We start from the raw sequence: 18955 nt of genomic DNA on the forward strand, positions 1-18955 counted from the left end.
CATGATACACGATTATCTATTAACCACTATCGGCGTACTATTCAGCGTGATGATGTTAGTACTATTAGGTCAAAAACTAAAAATAGCCTACCCAATATTTCTTGTTATCGCCGGACTACTGATCAGCCTCGCTCCCGGTATGCCCCACATTCGAATTCACTCCGATCTTATTTTTCTGCTATTTCTTCCCCCCATCCTATTCGAAGCAGCATGGTTTACTTCTTGGAAGGATTTTCACAATTGGCGGAAACAAATATTTTCTATGGCTTTTGGACTCGTGTTCATCACCTCCTTGGTTGTTGCTTATGTATCATCTTCTTTAATCCCGGGACTTACACTTGCTATGGGCTTCCTTTTAGGAGGCATAAACTCACCTCCAGACGCCGTTGCAGCAACTTCCATCTTGAAACATTTAAAAATCCCCAAAAAGATAACGAGTGTTTTAGAAGGAGAGAGTTTGATCAATGATGCGTCTAGTTTGATCGTTTTCAAATTTGCTTTAGCCGCAGTAATGACCGGCCAGTTTGTAATGCAGGAAGCAATATCTGACTTTTTTATTATGGCCCTAGGCGGAACTGCCATAGGTTTACTTATCGGGGCTTTTGCAGGCTTCGTCCTCCGCAAAATGCCCTCAAACTCGAATATTGATACGGTATTTACTTTATTGGTCCCTTATATCGTCTACATCGTAGCCGAACACTATGGCTTCTCAGGTGTACTGGCCGTAGTATCTGCAGGCCTATTCATGTCTTATCATGCCGACTGTTACCTCAGTCATACCTCGCGGCTTCAAGCAACCTCCGTCTGGGCAGTCGTCATATTTCTGATGAACGCAGCCGTATTCATTCTTATAGGATTAGAACTCCCTGTTGTTATTGCTCATATGCAGCATCACACAATCAAACAGGGCATTTACTATGCCGTTATACTCAGTCTTGTCATCATCCTAGTCCGTATAGCTTACAGCTTTATGGTTACTTATATCCCTTGGTACCGTTCCAAACTTAAGAACAAGAACCTCCCAAAACCGGATTGGAAAGAGCCCTTAATCATTAGCCTCGCGGCTATGCGCGGAGTGGTCTCTCTAGCGGCGGCTTTATCCATTCCTACTTTATTACCCAACGGTGAAGTTTTTCCACATCGTAATATTATATTATTCGTAACATTTGTAACCATTTTGATTACTCTAGTGGGGCAGGGCTTACTTCTTCCGTGGTTATTACACCTACTAAAAGTCGAAGATCAAGGCACAGGAATTTCTCCCGACAAACAGGAAATTATTGTTCAAAAGAGAATCAAACAAGCCTCCTTGAATAAATTAAAAAATGATTATTCCCAAGAAATAGAAAACAATGGTCTCGTGCGACATTACAAACATCGTTTGGAAAACGAAATCGCCATGCTGGAAGATAAAAACATCTGTACTGCAGGCCCCAGCAACTTTACGATTGACAAAGCCGAAAGCCGACAGATTATTCGGGCGCTTATCCAGGAAGAACGAAATGAATTACGTTTAATACGGAAAGAGAAAACCTTTGACGACAGCGTATTACGGAATATTGAAAACCAGCTCGATTATGACGAAGTAAAAATAACTGGCTTTCAACACACTTAATAGCTTCAAATCAGCTCTCTGAAGGTGCTTCAAAATATGTCCGAAGTGCCTTTAGTTGCTTTGCATTTAATACCGCTGCTAAACTTTCATCAGATTGCTCTTTAATCCGTTTGACCGACTTGAACACCTTAAGAAGCTTTTCAACAGTTGTCTTACCGATGCCCGGGATATTCTCCAGTTCCGACACAAAGGTCTTGCGACTGCGTTGATTTCGATGAAAGGTAATACCAAAACGATGCGCTTCATCCCGAAGATGTTGGATCACACGTAATGTCTCTGATTTTTTATCCAGGTACAACGGATACTGGTCACCCGGATAATAAAGTTCTTCTAAACGTTTAGCGATCCCAATTACAGTAAGTTTTTTTTCGATCCCTAGCAACCTTAAACTTTTCAGTGCGGCCCCAAGCTGCCCCTTTCCGCCATCAATTATGATCAACTGAGGCAGTTCTTGATTTTCATCCAACAGTCGCTTATAGCGCCTAAAAACAGCCTCCTCCATTGTCGCAAAATCATTCGGCCCTTCTACGGTCTTCACATTAAAATGCCTATAGTCTTTTTTAGACGGCTTTCCATCCTTAAAAACGACGATAGCTGATACCGGGAAATTACCTTGGATATTCGAGTTGTCAAAACACTCAATATGTCGAGGCAGTACATTCATCCGCAGATCTTTTTGCATCTGATTTAACAGGCGCTCAGTTTTTATCTCAGGATTTAGCTTTTCGTACTGTAGCAATCGTTCCTTCTTAAAATACGCAACATTCTTCAACGAAAGGTCCAATAGCTTTCGCTTATCACCCGATTTAGGCACAAAAAACGTGACATCGGGCGAAAAACCTTCGATCTGCATATCAAAGGGTACTATAACCTCGCGCGAAATACTCTTGTATCGATTTCTGATCTCAGGGATGGCAATTGCCAGAAGCTCTTCATCCGTTTCATCCAATCGTTTTTTCATTTCCAACGTTTGCGTCTGAATCACGACACCATTCATGACCTTCAGGAAATTAACGAAAGCGTAGCTCTCGTCAGAGGCAATGCTGAAAACATCAATATTGGTAATCGACGAACTGACAACTGTTGATTTGCTCTGGTAATTGTCCAGTTTATCCAACTTTGTCTTCAAAATATGAGCTTCTTCAAAATTTAGCGCTGCGATAGCATCATTTAATTGCTCCTTAAGTCTTGACGTCACAACACCTATCTTACCGTTCAGAATATCTTTAATACTTTCTAGGTTCAGATTATACTCCCCCGTATTCTGCAATCCTTCACAAGGACCTTTGCAATTACCTATCTGATACTCCAAACAGACTTTGTACTTCCCTTTGGCAATATTTTCCGGGGCTAAATTCAGGGAGCAGGTCCTCAAAGGGAATAACTCCCGAATGGTATCGAGGACGATATGCATCATACTGATCGACGCATAAGGACCGTAATACTTTGACCCGTCCTTTATATATTTACGTGTCCAGAATACACGGGGAAAAGCTTCATTCTTTATCACAATCCAAGGATACGTCTTATCATCCTTAAGCATGACGTTGTATCTTGGCTTATGCTTTTTGATTAAGTTATTCTCCAGAAGCCAAGCATCAATCTCCGTATCTACAATGGTAAAGGCGATACGCTGTATCTTCCGTACCAGAACCTTCGTTTTTGAGTTCAGTTGGCGATCATTCACAAAATACGAACTCACACGATTCTTTAAATCCTTGGCCTTTCCGACATATATTAATACATCATCTTTATCAAAATATTGATAAACCCCAGGCTTATGTGGGATTCGCTTTAATTCGATTTTATAGTCAAATGAACTCATTATTTATCCATACTATTTGCCGACATGTTATATTTGGCACCAGTTTTAAAAAAAACTCACCGAAAGAATAATTTCTTGCGGTGAGTACTTGTGTTACCGTGTAATCAAAACCACACGCAACTTAAAGATTTTAAAAGCCTAAACGGTCATCTTCCAACTGTGGCTCCGACGAATATCCATCGTACTTGGAGTATTCCGAACAATCCATCACACGCGTCATACCACCCGGAGGTTTTGGAAAATCCATCTTTGTATAATTTAACGACTTATCGCTATATACTTTCTTCATAAAAAGACCGAACACCGGAAGCGCCGCAGCCGCTCCCTGACCATACTGCATACTACTGAAACTGATCCCTCTATCCTCCGCTCCGGTCCATACACCAGCCACCAATTGCGGAGTAAAACCAATAAACCAAGCATCTGAATTATCATTCGTCGTACCTGTTTTCCCACCCATAGGAATGGTCAATCCTCCATAATCTGCACGTCGTACGCGCGAACCGGTTCCGCCATCGACTACGCCTCTCAACATATCGACCATAATATATGCTGACTCGCTATTCAACGCCTTTACGACCTTCGGTGTACGCTCATAAATAGGCGTTCCGTTCTTATCCTCAATACGTAATATCATAGTCGGTTCGATCCATGTACCATGATTCACAAATGAAGAATATGCGCCCACCATATCATATACCGATGCCTCATATGCGCCCAGCGCAATCGAAGGATAATTTGGCACATTGGAAGTAATCCCCATTTTATGTGTTAGATCGGCAACACTCGCGGCCCCTACTTCGTTTATGACAAAAGCCGTAGCAAAGTTCTGCGAATACTTAATTGCATTCTTCAGCGTAATAGGATCCCCTCCTTGTACGGTACCACGAGGCGTCCAGTCACCATAGGTCTGTTGGTGATTAGGAACAGTGTAACAGGGCGAATATCCATTATCTATGGCGACTGCATAGGTAAAAGGCTTAGCCGTAGATCCAACCTGCCTAACTCCCATTTTTACCTGATCATATTTATAGTGTTCAAAATTAATACCTCCTACCCATGCTTTAATATGTCCGGTCATCGGATCCATAGCCATCATGGAATTGCGCAACATCAGCTTATTGTATTTAATAGAGTCCATGGGTGTCATCACAGTATCTACCGATCCTTTCCACGTGAATATACTCATCGAAACTTTTGTATTAAACGCTTTTTTGATCTCTTCAGCTGAAGCGCCGTTTTCCTTCAGTTCACGGTAGCGGTCAGAACGTCTCATCCCCGTCTCCAATAGTTTTGCTCTATCTCCGGAAAAGGCATTTCTATTACGCCATTGTTTATCAAACTCACGCTGTAGCTTCTGCATCCACTCCTTTTGCGCAGCTTCAGCATACTCCTGCATCTTATAGTTCAGCGGCGTATAAATACGTAGACCGTCTCTATCCAAATCGTAGGGAGTTCCATCCGCTTTGGTGATGGAGAGTCGTTGAAACTCTTTTTTTATTTCATCCTTCAGTACAGATCTAAAATAAGGGGCTAAACCTTCACCATAACTAGAAATATTAATATCCAATTCTAAGGGTTTATTTTTTGCCTCCTCTAACTCTACATCTGTCAAGAAACTTTCCCCATGCATATTAATCAAGACCTGATTACGACGGGTCAATGCCCTATCCTTATTTCTGATGGGCGAGTACATACTCGGCCCCTTCAACATACCAACCAACAGAGCCGCTTGTTCAGCCGTAAGCTTATCCGGTGTAGTATTGAAAAAAGTACGCGCTCCTGATTTTATACCAAAGGTATTTTTATAGCCAAAATCCACCGTATTGAAGTACATCATGATAATTTCCTCCTTGGTGTAATTCCGCTCTAGACGCACTGCTGTAATCCATTCCTGAAATTTCTGCATGATACGCTTAATTGTACCCCGCTCGCGACGCTCTGCAAACAGGTTCAGTGCCAACTGCTGTGTTATCGTACTTCCGCCTTGCTTGTCCCGTAATACAACCGTATGAAAAATCGTCGTAAGGGTCCTGAAATAATCTATTCCAGAGTGTGCATAAAACCGCTTGTCTTCTGTAGAGATTAATGCATGAACTAGATGGGGAGATAATTCACTGTACTTTACGTTTGACCTATTTTGCAGATAGTATGTACCTAAAACTTTATTGTCATCTGTCAAAATTTCTGATGCCAAATTACTCCTTGGGTTCTCTAAGTCCTCGAACGACGGAAGCTGTCCAAATAATCCAACACGTACACCGACCAAAAACAAACATACAAAGGCTATAAGACCAATTAAAATCTGCCAGAATGTACGTGTATATTTACTTATTTCCTCGGGTGTCAGTTTAGTGTTTTTCGATTCTCTCTTCATCCTTTAAAAATATCCGCTATTGTTCTATATAATTTTGATGATACTTCTTGATCTCGACCCCATCTGTTAACGATGGGATAGACTGTTTTGTGATGACAAAGGTATTATAAATTTCCGCTGGTACTTTCATTATTTCTAGCATAAGTGGCAATAACCTTGACTCATAAACTTTTACTTCTTCAAAAGACTTAAATGGACCAATAAAGATTAATTGGTTTTCTCCATTTACTACCTTTAACTGATGATTAATAGGTGTATTATGATACCGAGTTCGATTAAATTGTCCTATCCCATAACGGCTTGGAGCCATATTCACTTTGGAATCCATGACATTTACCGTAAAATAATACTCTGCCGTATCAGGGAACAGCTTTTTATCCCTATAGTCATTTGGACCAAAATCAATCTTTGAGTTTCCAATCTTGATGTCAGCGACTCCAACAACAACATCATTATTCAATTTATTATTTACACCAACGTTATCGGTACCCTTTACATCTGCAAGCGCAGCCCGCTTTAATTCTTCCTCTTTTATCGCTTCAACCTTAGCCACGACAATTTCCTTCTTCGGTTCTTCTTTTACCTTTTCTTCCACCTTGGCTACCACAACCTCTTTCTTGGGTTCTTCCTTGACAGCCTCTTTAATCTTAGCCACTACAACCTCTTTCTTGGGTTCTTCCTTGACAGCCTCTTTAATCTTAGCCACTACAACCTCTTTTTTAGGCTCTTCTTTCGGCTTAGGTAATTCCTTAACAATTGCCGTACCACTTCTATAGTCACCATCGATATCAAGACTAGGCCAAGCCGTCATATCGGGCTCATCAACAAATGCAATACGCGACTTGTCGATATCCTGAAGGGCATTCACCCGGTGTACAAAATACTGCGGGTTTTGAGCCATAAAAGCTAGATTTTCTTTGGCTAATGGAACGACCAAACTGTCTTGTGGATAACGCTCAATGATCCCCTCTAAAGTCGTCGTAAAATCTTCGATTCTCCCTACTCGTCCAATAGCTAACGCCCGTAGGTATTCGACCTGGGCAACCAATGCCGTATTTTCAAATCTTTCTTTTAGATCAATATCTGCTTCACGAATTACAGCTGCATGATCTCCATTTGCATACAAGTCAAATAGTTTCTCAAAAACGCGGTCAAGAATATTCTTATCTCGTCTAATCTTATCCATGTAGGATGGATCTTGAGCAACTTTAGCATGGAGTGAACCCGGAAAAAGAGCTATCAGTTTATCGAAATTATCCTGCGATTTGGCCTTATCGATTCCATCGTACATTCTATACAAAGAGTAATAGATCTCGGCTCCTGCTTCCGTATTTGGGTAACGCCTCAAGAACTCCTCATAGACTTTTATTGCATCTTTATTATCTTGTGTATAATCCCTGTAAATATTACCGATGACTATTAGCTTGTCATGTACGATTTTATGACTCGCCTCATACGCTTCCTTTTCTTTTGGAATATCTTTACTGTAGCGTTCCTTTGCTGATGCAATAAATTGCATCTCGTCCAAGACCTCTTCTTTCCCGACAGAATCTGTATCGATTACCGCTATTTTAGTTGTATTTTGTAAATCCCCCGTATTATCAGCATCATAGCGCCAATTGTCTTTTAACGGTCTACTGCCCCATCTACGTTTAAAGGCATTCTGCCCGACCAGCAATTCATCTGGATTACTAAAATAAAAAGTACGATCTGAGGCCTGTGTAATGTCTTGCGCTTGATTTTGATTGTAGGCCGCAAAGGCCGCATTTGTTATCGATTCTCCCTTAGCTTTCTTTTTCCCTTTCTTTGCCAGCTCTTTTTGTCTTTCAATCTCTTTTTTCTTTAATGACAACTGTATCTGTGCATAAGAGTCCAGCGTAGCATCACGATCACTATCATTCAATGCAGCCAGCTGAAGCAGGGTATCTTGCCAGGCGACTTCCTGATATAAGGTCGTTATCTCATCCATATACCCCAATTTGCGTCGCACCTTATTTACATCGGTATAATCTGCCGGCAAAAGCATTGCAACAGAATCAAAATAACGCTGCGCATTAAAATAACGTTGTTGATCAAAATAATGTTCAGCAAGACGCAAATACGTCTCTGTAGATTGATATTCGCTGCGTTTAGGTTGCAACAGGGATTTTTTAAAATAAGTTAACGCCTCCTCATCCTCTCCAGCCCCGTAATAGATATCGCCTATTTGGTAAAGAATCTGATCTTGATAACCATCATTTTTCCCCTCTTTCAACATACGTTTGAGCGGCTTCACCCGCTCGGCAGTAGTAAGCCCCCTATCTCCCTCCAAAAATGCGGCTTGCAAACTAGCCTCAAAAGCCATATCAAAAGGTACATTACTTTTTGCGATTTTATCAAAATAAGTGAATGCCTGTTCCTTCTGTCCATTATCCTTATACAGCTGAGCCAATAAAAAAGTCCACCGTCTATTATCCAATGTATTGGAGTTCGACTCTAAAGCATATTCTAAATAAGGAATGGCGGTCTGTTCCGCTCCGGTACGGATATGATAATTAGCGGCAGCGGCGTTCACAAATGTCCGGCTCTTCTTCTCTTCGTCTAATGTAATAAACGACGAATCCAAAGCCATTTTTGCTGCCTCCTGTTTTCCAATCTGCAAAAGAGCCCGTGATTTCCACGCATAGGCCAGCGGCAAATATTGCTTTTGCTCCTCAGAGGCCGTACGAAGTAACTGATTAAAGAACTCGATTGATGTGTGGTAAGCTCCTTTATAGTAATTCGCCTTTCCAATCAAAAGATAAGCCTCATTAACATACTTGCTTTCCTGCTTATTATTTACAATCTTGTAGGCTTTCTGGATCAGCGAGTCCATCAATTTATGGGGTTCGCCATCGCCATGGGGTTCATCAAAAACAGATTGACGAACTTGGTAATTCTTCTTAGCTCCGTGAAAGATACTTTCCCTTTCATTGTCCAACATCAGGTTGGAGTTATAAAGAATATTATACTTCGTTGTAAAATTCTGTCTAAAATTATATTCTTTTTCTTCTGCTGTGCCATTGACTTTATCAAAGGCCCTATTTTTATTTTTTGCACTCTTGCAGGAAAACAACAATACAAAACAAAAAAGAACCAAACCAAATCCTGGCAATATACAACGTAAGGCAGATCTCGAAATTAAAACTAACATTCTATAAACCTATGTATTAAGGTAATTGGATTTACACACTTCCCCCCAAACAATACAAAAGTATTAATTATTACAGCATTATCTGCTGTTAAAAAACACTAATTTCAAGTAATTCTAGGTTTTTAGAAAAAAAAACAAAAAAACCGAAGCTATCCTTTCTGTATCAAACACACCGCATAAGCTACAACTCCCTCTCCACGTCCTATAAATCCCATAGTCTCGTTGGTGGTTGCCTTGATTGATATATCATCGATTTCTAGTCCAGCCGCTTCTGCTATCTTCTCTTTCATCGCCCCAATGTAAGGTTTGATCTTAGGTGCCTCCAGACAAAGCATACCATCGATATTACCTAAAGACCAACCCTTTTCCTGAATTAAACGTACGCACTCCTTGAGTAATAGCAAACTGCTTATTCCTTTCCATCGCTCATCTGTATTTGGAAAATGATAGCCGATATCTTCTAGATTTGCCGCTCCCAGAATTGCATCACAAATAGCATGCACCAACACATCGGCATCGGAATGCCCAAATGCACCCGCATGATGATCCAACAACACACCTCCAATTACAAATGGATGCCCCTCTTTTATTTGATGCACATCAAATCCAAAACCTACCTTTATCTTCATGTTTAACACAATTATCGTTTAAAAACACCTAAATTAAGGCATATTTTGCACATTGCCTAATACAACGACTATGCATAAAAAGTAAGAAATATGCCTTTTAACATTTTTTAATACAAATACCAAAAGGTTACTAGGTGATTTTATAAACTAAAGCATACCATATCTCTTAAATTATTTATATTTTTGGGAGTTAATTTAATGGACAACTGATTATTCATATAAAATATTCATGTAGCATTGACTGTACAAACACGAATAACCGAAACGCAGCATGCGCACTAGACATAAACGTGCATAATATACCTTGGATATTCTATATGGCCATTAGAATTCAAACCGAGCTTACGAGCTCATCGAAGATAATTATTTACATATGAACTATTTGAGATTTGTCATTACATCTGCTGTTCTAGTCGTAGCATCATCCGTGCTGATGACTTCCTGCAAAAGTAAAAGCCGCCGTGGAGATGTATCCGATAAGACAGGGGTAAGATATAACGACCCTTATAATGGAGGACTGCAAATTAACCGAAAGATCAAAGAGAGCCCGGGACCTGGACTCATTGGAATCGAAGGCGGTAGTTTTGTGATGGGAGGAAGTCTGAATGAGGATCTAGGCTTTTCACATGACAACCTAAGAAGAAAAGTTACTGTTGCTTCTTTCTACATCGATGAGACCGAAGTATCCAATGCGGATTGGTTAGAATACCTACAGTGGATCGCTCAAAGTTACCCGCAAGATGGCAAACTCTATTACGATGCACTTCCAGATTCTTTGGTATGGCGCAATCCCCTATCCTATAATGAGCCTTATGTCAATTTCTATTTACGTCATCCTTCTTTCCAAGACTATCCAGTGGTAGGGGTAACTTGGGAACAAGCCAATGCGTATTGCCAATGGCGCACCGACCGCGTTAATGAAAACATATTACGCGAGCGAGGGATTTTAGTCGATTATAAAACTTTAAGCGAACAACAACAGCAGGTCGGACAGACCTATAATACAGATATGTACCTAAATGGTCAATACCAAGGCGCAGGTATTGACGGTAAAAACATGCCTGCAGATAACAAAATAGGTGCACAAAAAGACGCTAAACGAACTGTACGAATGGAGGATGGCATCTTAAAACAGCCCTACAGACTCCCTACAGAAGCAGAATGGGAATATGCCGCTCTTGGTCTGATAGGTAACACCTACAATGGTAATATTGAGACCAGCAAGGCTTACCCATGGAACGGGTTAGGCGTTCGTGATGCCAGCAGAAAAAATCAAGGTAAAATGATGGCTAACTTCAAAATAACAAGTGGAAACAATATGGGAGTCGCAGGTGATTTGAATGATGGAGGCGACATCACAGTTCCAGTAAAGAGCTATAAGCCTAACGATTTTGGACTGTATAATATGGCAGGAAATGTCAACGAATGGGTCAGCGACGTATATCGCCAGCTTTCCTACGAGGACTTTGAAGATTTCAACCCTTTCCGTGGTCACGTCTTTATGGATAACCAATACGAAAATGCGGAGACAAGGACGTTAGCCAAAGATAAATATGGCAGACCGATTAAAGTCCCTGCTAAAGCGGCAAGAAAACAAACTTGGGAAGAACTTCAGGCTTCTAAAGCCGGTGATCCAAACTCAACCTCATATGACTATGATGTACGAGGCTTTAAAGACGAGGAACAAAAAGCGCTATACGGTAAAACAACACTTGTCAATGATAAATCCCGTGTATTCAAAGGTGGCTCTTGGAATGACAGGGCATACTGGTTAAACCCAGCCACCCGTCGCTATATGCAGCAAAATGAATCTAATGCAATGACGGGCTTCCGTTGTGCGATGACCATGGTAGGAAACGTATTCGGACCTGGAAGATAACAACAAGAGTACTTTATAACAACAAGAGTACTTTATATTATTTAGCCTCGAGCCAAAAACTTCGAGGCTAAATTATTTATAAGCATACCATACTCTTATCCGATTCTTCAGTATCACAAAAAAGCCCAACCTATGCGGTCGGGCTTTTTATTTTCATCAGCTAGATTATGCTTTAGGGGCATCTCCTACTGGTTTCGGATCTTGTTTTGGTTTTTCCTCTCTTGGTGGGCGAGGCAATAATACTTTACGCGAAAGTTTCATTTTACCTTGCTTATCAACATCTAAAAGCTTAACAGTAACGATATCTCCTTCTTTTAGGACACCGTCCATTGTCTCTAAACGTGTCCAATCGATCTCTGAGATATGCAACAGTCCATCTTTACCTGGCATAATCTCTACGAACGCTCCAAAAGGCATAATTGATTTTACCTTACCTTCATAGATCTCGCCGATCTCTGGTTTTGCAGCAATAGCTTTAATACGTGCAACGGCAGCATCGATTGACTCTTTATTATCTGCAAAAATCTGAACGATACCTTTGTTATCCACTTCTTCGATTGAAATAGTAGATCCTGTCTCGCGTTGCATTTCTTGAATGATTTTACCGCCTGGTCCGATTACAGCTCCAATGAATTCTTTATCGATCGTCAAGGAGATGATACGTGGTGCATGTGGTTTGTAATCCTCACGAGGTGCATCGATTGTTTTCTTCATCTCACCTAAGATATGAAGACGGGCTTCTTTTGCCTGATCCAATGCTTGTGTTAACACTTCCCATTTCAGACCATTTATTTTTAAATCCATCTGACAAGCAACAATACCCTTTTCAGTACCTGTCACTTTAAAGTCCATATCACCTAAGTGATCTTCGTCTCCTAAAATATCGGATAAAATTGCATACTTACCAGACTTTTCATCCGTAATCAAGCCCATAGCGATACCGGAAACAGGTGCTTTTAATTTAACCCCCGCATCTAATAATGCTAACGTTCCAGCACATACTGTAGCCATTGACGAAGAACCGTTTGATTCTAAGATATCAGAAACTACACGAATAGTATATGGATTTTCGGAATCACTCGGAAGAACTTGCTTTAATGAACGCATAGCCAAGTTACCGTGACCAATCTCACGACGACCAGCACCTCTATTCGGTCTTACTTCTCCCGTAGAAAATCCAGGGAAATTGTAGTGCAAGATAAATTTATTGTATCCATTGATGAAAGCTCCATCGATCATCTGCTCATCGTCTTTAGCGCCTAATGTAACAGAAGTCAACGCTTGTGTCTCGCCACGCGTAAATACCGCTGAACCGTGTGCTGCAGGTAAATAATCTACCTCAGACCAGATCGGACGTACGGTACGCACATCGCGACCATCTAAACGGATACCTTCATCCAATACCAGGTTGCGTACCGCATCATACTGTACATCGTGGTAATATTTCTTGGCTAAGAATTTAGTGTCTTCGTCAAGATCTTCACCTAAAGTCACAAAAAACTCTTCACCAATAGTGGCGAACTTTTCCGAACGTTCGTGTTTTGTAGATCCTGATTTGGCAACTTCGTATACCTTGTCATACGTTGCTGCAAAAATTGCATCGCGCAACTCAAGATTCGAAGGCTCGTGATTGAATTCACGTTTTACAGTAGATCCTACCAAGTTGGCTAACTCTAATTGAGCCGCTACTTGCTTTTTGATAGCTTCGTGTGCAAAAGCAATAGCCTCTACCATCTCAGCTTCTGAAATCTCACTAGCTTCACCTTCTACCATGCCGATATCCTGTGCAGAACCAGCTACGATAAATTCTAATGTAGCTTTCTCTAATTCCGAAAGACGAGGGTTAATCACCAATTGTCCATCAATTTTCGCTACGCGAACTTCAGAGATCGGACCATTAAATGGAATATCAGAAACGGCAATAGCCGCTGAAGCCGCCAATCCTGCTAATGCATCTGGCATAATATCTTTATCTGCAGAGATTAATGAAATCATCACCTGGGTATCTGCATGATAGGTTTCTGGAAACAATGGACGTAAAGCTCTATCTACCAAACGAGAGATTAAAACCTCGTAATCCGACAATCTCGCTTCACGGCGCAGGAAACCTCCTGGAATACGGCCTGTAGCCGCATATTTCTCTTGGTAATCTACAGATAAAGGTAAAAAGTCTACCCCTGCTTTAGCTTCTCTATTGGAAACAACAGTAGCCAACAGCATGGTATTACCTTGCTTTAAAACAATAGATCCGTCAGCTTGCTTCGCTAACTTTCCTGTAGATAATTCGATTGGAGGTAGGCCACCGCCCATTTCAATCGTTACTTTCTTTTCGTTATAACTCATTTTGTTTTCTTTATTTGGTGCATTTTCCTCTTTACTAACATGATGCACCTTGTTTTTTGACCTTAAAAAATCATCACAAAGGTAAATAAAATTTAGGGTAAAAAAACGGACGAAACAAAACTTTCATACCACTTCTACGAACACTACCAATGACAGATGACCTACGGTGAGCTCACAAGCTCGGTTTGTAAACTATGTCGTCATCCCGAAATCGGGACAAGTAATCGACTGAAGCGGAGGACCTGCTCCGAGTATCGGAGAATCTAGAAGATATATAATTAACCCTATACAGTTGATAGACTCGTTCGATTCCGCTCCGCTACACTCAGGGTGACTTTCGCTTTTACTGCCATCAAACCTCCTCTGTGTTTGTTAAAAAAAACTAACCGTTCGCAGCCCCCTCCAAAAAAAAACGGCCACCCAAAATTTGGGTGGCCGCTTAGCTTTTCACGTATAAGCTTACTTGATGATATCACGTAAACCTAGACCTTTAATGATCGCACGGTAACGGTTGATGTCTTTTTTGAACAAATAAGCTAATAAAGAACGACGCTTACCTACTAACATTTGTAGTGAACGTTGTGTGTTAAAATCTTTTCTGTTTTTTTTCAAGTGCTCTGTTAGATGAGCAATTCTCTTTGTGAATAAAGCTACTTGTCCTTCTGCCGAACCTGTGTTTGCTGCTGCTCCAGCAAATTCTGCGAAGATCTCAGCTTTGTACTCTTTACTTAAATACATCTCTTGAATAATATTAAAGCGTTAAAAAATCTATTAATTGCCTGCAAAGGTATAATTAAAAAGTAAAAAATAAAAATTTAAAAACCACCCAGTTGTTATTTTAGCTGCCAAACGACTCTCTTCTAGCCACTAGTATCTAATCACTAACTACTACACCTTCACATATATTTTCTTTTGATCCAACCAGTAACAGATCGCCCACATTATTACAAGAAAGCATAAGGAATAAACAAATGATCCTAACTCTGTTGGTCCGGGAATCTGTGCACATACATTTTTGTAAAACCATGCAAATGGTGTTGTAAACAATGCTTGGCCATCGGCGCCTACTCCATTTGGAATACGGATTAACGCCGTAGCCTTGGGCAATAAGCCACTCAAAACAAAAATAAACAAAGGATTCTTACCAAATACATCAAAGAACTGAGTGAGTTTATTCTTTACTCCCTGTACTTCGATATACCAGATCATGCCTCCTATAGTCATTATACCTAGACCTGTTGTATACAAGACATAAGAACTCGTCCAGATCTTTTTATTAATCGGAAATCCAAGAGACCATGTCCAACCCAAGACAACCAAAATAAATCCTGTCACTAGGAGACCTGATAATAATTTAAAATGCGGCTCGTTGCTTTGTGGCACTCTAGTCCACAACCAATCCACTTGCCCCTGCTTTTTAATGAAAGTACCAGCCAGGTATCCAAACACAACCTGAACTATTGCAGGCCCTGTACTCAATAGACCTTCTGGATCAAACGGCAGTCCTTCTCCCTTATACATATGTGCAACCCCCAGAATTTGCTTATCATAAGCAGTCCCAAACCAACCCTCCAAAGAATACGGATCAGCTGTCCCCAAGAAGGCACAAAGTCCCCAATAGCTGAATAATATAAACGCGCTTATATATAGTAAGGTACGAGGCTTAAAATAATAAGCCAATACCGAGGCAAAGAAATAAGCAATTGCTATCCGTTGCAAAACACCCAATATACGAACACCCTTATTAGGGTCTACACTACTTACCCATTCTCTAAATTGCAAAGCCCCCTCGCTCCATTGCACAAAAGGAAACCAGTTCAAGCCCAACCCTATTAAAAAAATCAGGATAGTTCTTTTGATTACTTTTTTCCAAAAGACACCATCTCCCGCCTCTTGCATCCGAGGAATAACAAATGACATGGCATTACCTACTGCAAATAAGAAAAAAGGAAAAACCAAATCTGTCGGTGTGCACCCATGCCAAGGTGCATGCTTCAATGGTGCAAACATCGACGACCATGTCCCTGGATTATTTACCATGATCATGAGTGCAACAGTAGCCCCTCTGAACACGTCTAACGAATAATAACGTTGTTTCATATGCAAATAATTTGTCTTTTTTATGCCCAAATGGAATACCCAAGCCGAGTGTAAAGCACTCATGAAACAACTACATTGATTGGTGTTGGTGCATCTAGTACAAACATGGATATTTCATAATATAGCTTATTGCACGAAGTTACCACTTTTTGGTACAAATATGCAACAACAGACTTTTTTTAAAGAAAATCGTTAGGGTTATAACTTGATGTTATTCTTTACCATCCTTAGGAACCCGTAGTGCGATTGCTCTCATATCCCTAAAAAACCCAACAAATAGCGCTTTAAACACCCCCCCTGCTGTATCACCTTTCGATGACCTCATCTTTCTGATCATTGTCTTACTAAACTTCTCCAAATATCCTTTATTAGTCAACAACCAACGCATCACCGTATTTGCAATTATCGGAGAGACATCGGTAAACATTTCTCTTTTCAATCTTTCCATAGTATTTGCAAACATAGGCTTCATATGAGCTGCGATTTCACATTCATAATCTTGCATCACCTTCTCCCAACTGTGCCCTTCCACAAACCAAGCAATCAAATGTTTGGATAAAACTTTCGCTCCTAACAATCCATCATATATTCCTTGCGCGTCATACGAATCTTTTTGATGATAGGCATCCCCCGCCAATACCCAACTATTACCGAAAGCCTGTCGAAATAAATTATTAACGTTCTTAATTCCTTTGATGGGAGTTACCCGCTTTGCTGTATTAAACCTTTTAGACACCAATGGAAGTTCGTGCAAAAAGTTCATATACCATTCCTCCAATTTACCTTCTCCATCAAAATCAGCTTGACGACATTGCAGCAAAACACCCGTCTTACCATCCGTTGAAGGCATTAATACCACACTCCTGCCCTTTCCATTGGTGTGTATCTGCACCCACTCGTCTCCCTTGATTCGGTAAGGCACAACATGTTCCCAATACGCATAAAATACCGCTGTATTATACCTTGAAACCTCTTCTGTTGTAACAGCGCCACATTTACGGGCAACCACACTATGCCTACCATCTGCCCCCACAATCGCCTTTGCCTGATACCGCATTTCTCCCTCACCTTTTTTAACCCCCTGTACAATTACTCCTTCATCGTTTTGCTGTATATCCGAGACAACAAAGCCATCAACTGCCTTAATATTTGGAAAACGCATTGTATTATTCCAAATCGAATCATCTAGTTTCTGCCGATCTATTCCGTACAAATAATTCCTACCTCTATCTTCGGGCATTGCGATAACAGTTCTGAAATAGCCATCCACTTCCAAAACTGCCCCCCTTAGTCTGCTATTACCACTGGCATACAACTCTTCCGCGATGCCGATTTCATCTAATAATTGCATCCCATGTGACAAAAGAAGCGAACATGAAATAACTGTACGGTTGGGCAAGGAATCCTTTTCTAACAATAATATCTTCATTCCGGAAGGGGCGATTCTAGCGGCTAAAGAAGCTCCAGTAGGTCCTCCCCCGACTATAATTAGGTCATAAAACATTGGGTTCACAGTAATATTTAAGTTTTGCATAAAAATAGTTATTTATTACTATTCTCAAGTGGCAGCCAGACAATTATACGGATAAGTCCTTCTTCCCCCCTCTCTTCATGATACATTTTTGTTACAAATGAAGTTCACTGACTCCTCTGTTAAAAATCATTTAAAACGCTAAAAAAGGCACTGTTGAAGCAAAAAAGGCCAAAACTTAATTCAAAAAAAATTTAAAAAAACAATCTTATTAAAAATATTAAAAAGATTTTGTTTGTTAAAATAAATTGACAGTATCTTTGTTACACTAAATAACCCATTATAAGAACTAGTTGTGGATACAGTCAATTATACAATAGTAAGAGAATTATACTTTTCAGGTACGCAATCGATAGCGGATCTAAGTAACTCTATTGGAAAAAGTATACCCAACATTACAAAAACCATTCAACGGCTCTTAGAGCAAAAAATTATAACCTCCGAAGGGCTTGCCCCATCAACAGGAGGTAGAAGGGCCATTCAATACTCATTAAATACCGAAAATCTTCCTTGCATTCTAGCTATTGCTCTGGATCAATTCAATACGACCGTGACCCTTGTCGACTTCTCCAATACAGCGCTCAAAGATACAGTACGAGTATCCTTGAATGTATTGACACATCAAGCTCCCTCCGAATTACTCCTTGAGCTTGTTGACAACTATTTAAAAGATCAACCGGTTCATAATATTGTAGCAATAGGAATTACTATGCCGGGCTTTATCGACTCCGCACATGGAATTAACACATCATTTACACGACTGCGAGATATCAGAGATGTATTACAAAACCATTTGCACATCCCCACTTATATCGAGAACGATTCTACAGCTATTGCCATAGCCGAACATAATTTTGGAAAGGCAAAAGGTTCTTCGAATGCTTTGGTCATCAATTTAAACTGGGGTGTTGGATTGGGTATGATACTAGAAAATAGATTATTTCGAGGCAGTACAGGATTTGCCGGTGAATTCAGCCATATCCCCTTGTCCAACATAAACAAATTATGCTCCTGCGGTAAAAGAGGGTGTTTGGAAGTAGAAGCCTCGTTGATAGCAGCGATTGAATATGCTACATTAAAATTAGAAGCCGGCGAAGTATCCCAACTCGGTCAAAATTACAAACAAACCCCTACCATCACAATAGATCAATTGATGGAAGCAGCTATAAACGGCGACCAGGTCGCTATAGAATCATTCGCCAAAATTGGCTATATGCTCGGAAAGGGTATAGCAACATTAATACATATTATAAATCCAGAAAAGATCATCATCAGTGGTAAGGGAGCAAAAGTAGGCGCTATACTCTTACCTCAGATTCAAGCATCTATACTCGAGTTCAGTATACATCGGCTATCTAAAAATACGTCAATCGAAATATCCGATCTAACAGATGTCCAAATTATCGGGAGCACCTGCATCGCAATTTCATCAATAAAAGGAGAAGTACTAAACAAAAAAATAAAAAAAATGACCTTAAACTAAA

11 protein-coding genes are annotated in these 18955 nt (G+C 40.4%); 3 read left to right on the forward strand and 8 right to left on the reverse strand.

The annotated features are described in order from the left end of the window. Position 1: 1 nt before the first annotated feature. Entirely contained in the window at positions 2-1615 is a 1614-nt protein-coding gene (locus tag G7B20_RS05400) for a Na+/H+ antiporter (RefSeq protein WP_164108996.1), read from the forward strand. Between the two features lie 10 nt (positions 1616-1625). On the opposite strand, the gene uvrC is transcribed toward G7B20_RS05400, so the two are convergent. The 4 genes from uvrC to ispF all read right to left on the reverse strand — a co-directional run bounded on the left by uvrC (position 1626) and on the right by ispF (position 9618). After that, positions 1626-3440, reverse strand: coding sequence for an excinuclease ABC subunit UvrC (gene uvrC, locus G7B20_RS05405; protein WP_164108998.1), 1815 nt, complete (start codon positions 3438-3440; stop codon positions 1626-1628). 130 nt (positions 3441-3570) lie between these two features. Beyond that, positions 3571-5817: a penicillin-binding protein 1A gene (locus tag G7B20_RS05410; RefSeq protein WP_164109000.1), complete on the reverse strand. Its 2247-nt coding sequence runs from the start codon at positions 5815-5817 to the stop codon at positions 3571-3573. Between the two features lie 16 nt (positions 5818-5833). Continuing rightward, entirely contained in the window at positions 5834-8989 is a 3156-nt protein-coding gene (locus G7B20_RS05415; protein WP_164109002.1) for a tetratricopeptide repeat protein, read from the reverse strand. Between the two features lie 149 nt (positions 8990-9138). Further along, positions 9139-9618: a 2-C-methyl-D-erythritol 2,4-cyclodiphosphate synthase gene (gene ispF / locus G7B20_RS05420; RefSeq protein WP_164109003.1), complete on the reverse strand. Its 480-nt coding sequence runs from the start codon at positions 9616-9618 to the stop codon at positions 9139-9141. A 373-nt stretch (positions 9619-9991) separates the two neighbouring features. Between ispF and G7B20_RS05425 the strand changes: the two genes are divergently transcribed. Beyond that, positions 9992-11497, forward strand: a complete 1506-nt coding sequence (locus G7B20_RS05425; RefSeq protein ID WP_164109005.1) for an SUMF1/EgtB/PvdO family nonheme iron enzyme — start codon at positions 9992-9994, stop codon at positions 11495-11497. Between the two features lie 165 nt (positions 11498-11662). On the opposite strand, the gene pnp is transcribed toward G7B20_RS05425, so the two are convergent. The 4 genes from pnp to G7B20_RS05445 form a co-directional block, all read right to left on the reverse strand. Then, on the reverse strand, positions 11663-13840 hold the full coding sequence (gene pnp, locus G7B20_RS05430; RefSeq protein WP_164109007.1) for a polyribonucleotide nucleotidyltransferase: 2178 nt from the start codon (positions 13838-13840) through the stop codon (positions 11663-11665). 459 nt (positions 13841-14299) lie between these two features. Beyond that, positions 14300-14578 carry a 30S ribosomal protein S15 gene (rpsO, locus tag G7B20_RS05435; protein WP_164109009.1) on the reverse strand — a complete coding sequence of 93 codons (279 nt, stop codon included), beginning with the start codon at positions 14576-14578 and terminating at the stop codon, positions 14300-14302. A gap of 150 nt (positions 14579-14728) precedes the next feature. Continuing rightward, entirely contained in the window at positions 14729-15940 is a 1212-nt protein-coding gene (locus G7B20_RS05440; RefSeq protein ID WP_164109011.1) for an acyltransferase family protein, read from the reverse strand. Positions 15941-16151: 211 nt separating this feature from the next. Beyond that, positions 16152-17474, reverse strand: a complete 1323-nt coding sequence (locus G7B20_RS05445; RefSeq protein ID WP_164109013.1) for an NAD(P)/FAD-dependent oxidoreductase — start codon at positions 17472-17474, stop codon at positions 16152-16154. A gap of 292 nt (positions 17475-17766) precedes the next feature. Between G7B20_RS05445 and G7B20_RS05450 the strand changes: the two genes are divergently transcribed. Next, positions 17767-18954, forward strand: a complete 1188-nt coding sequence (locus G7B20_RS05450; protein WP_164109015.1) for an ROK family transcriptional regulator — start codon at positions 17767-17769, stop codon at positions 18952-18954. The last annotated feature ends 1 nt before the right edge of the window (position 18955 follow it).

The sequence above is a fragment of the Sphingobacterium sp. xlx-96 genome (genome assembly GCF_011007365.1).
Classification (GTDB): Bacteria; Bacteroidota; Bacteroidia; order Sphingobacteriales; family Sphingobacteriaceae; genus Sphingobacterium; species Sphingobacterium luzhongxinii.

Bases quoted from the DNA above. Each gene is read 5' to 3' on its own strand.
- G7B20_RS05400 (WP_164108996.1), top strand. From the start codon at position 2: ATGATACACGATTATCTATTAACCACTATCGGCGTACTATTCAGCGTG.
- uvrC (WP_164108998.1), bottom strand. From the start codon at position 3,440: ATGAGTTCATTTGACTATAAAATCGAATTAAAGCGAATCCCACATAAG.
- G7B20_RS05410 (WP_164109000.1), bottom strand. From the start codon at position 5,817: ATGAAGAGAGAATCGAAAAACACTAAACTGACACCCGAGGAAATAAGT.
- G7B20_RS05415 (WP_164109002.1), bottom strand. From the start codon at position 8,989: ATGTTAGTTTTAATTTCGAGATCTGCCTTACGTTGTATATTGCCAGGA.
- ispF (WP_164109003.1), bottom strand. From the start codon at position 9,618: ATGAAGATAAAGGTAGGTTTTGGATTTGATGTGCATCAAATAAAAGAG.
- G7B20_RS05425 (WP_164109005.1), top strand. From the start codon at position 9,992: ATGAACTATTTGAGATTTGTCATTACATCTGCTGTTCTAGTCGTAGCA.
- pnp (WP_164109007.1), bottom strand. From the start codon at position 13,840: ATGAGTTATAACGAAAAGAAAGTAACGATTGAAATGGGCGGTGGCCTA.
- rpsO (WP_164109009.1), bottom strand. From the start codon at position 14,578: ATGTATTTAAGTAAAGAGTACAAAGCTGAGATCTTCGCAGAATTTGCT.
- G7B20_RS05440 (WP_164109011.1), bottom strand. From the start codon at position 15,940: ATGAAACAACGTTATTATTCGTTAGACGTGTTCAGAGGGGCTACTGTT.
- G7B20_RS05445 (WP_164109013.1), bottom strand. From the start codon at position 17,474: ATGCAAAACTTAAATATTACTGTGAACCCAATGTTTTATGACCTAATT.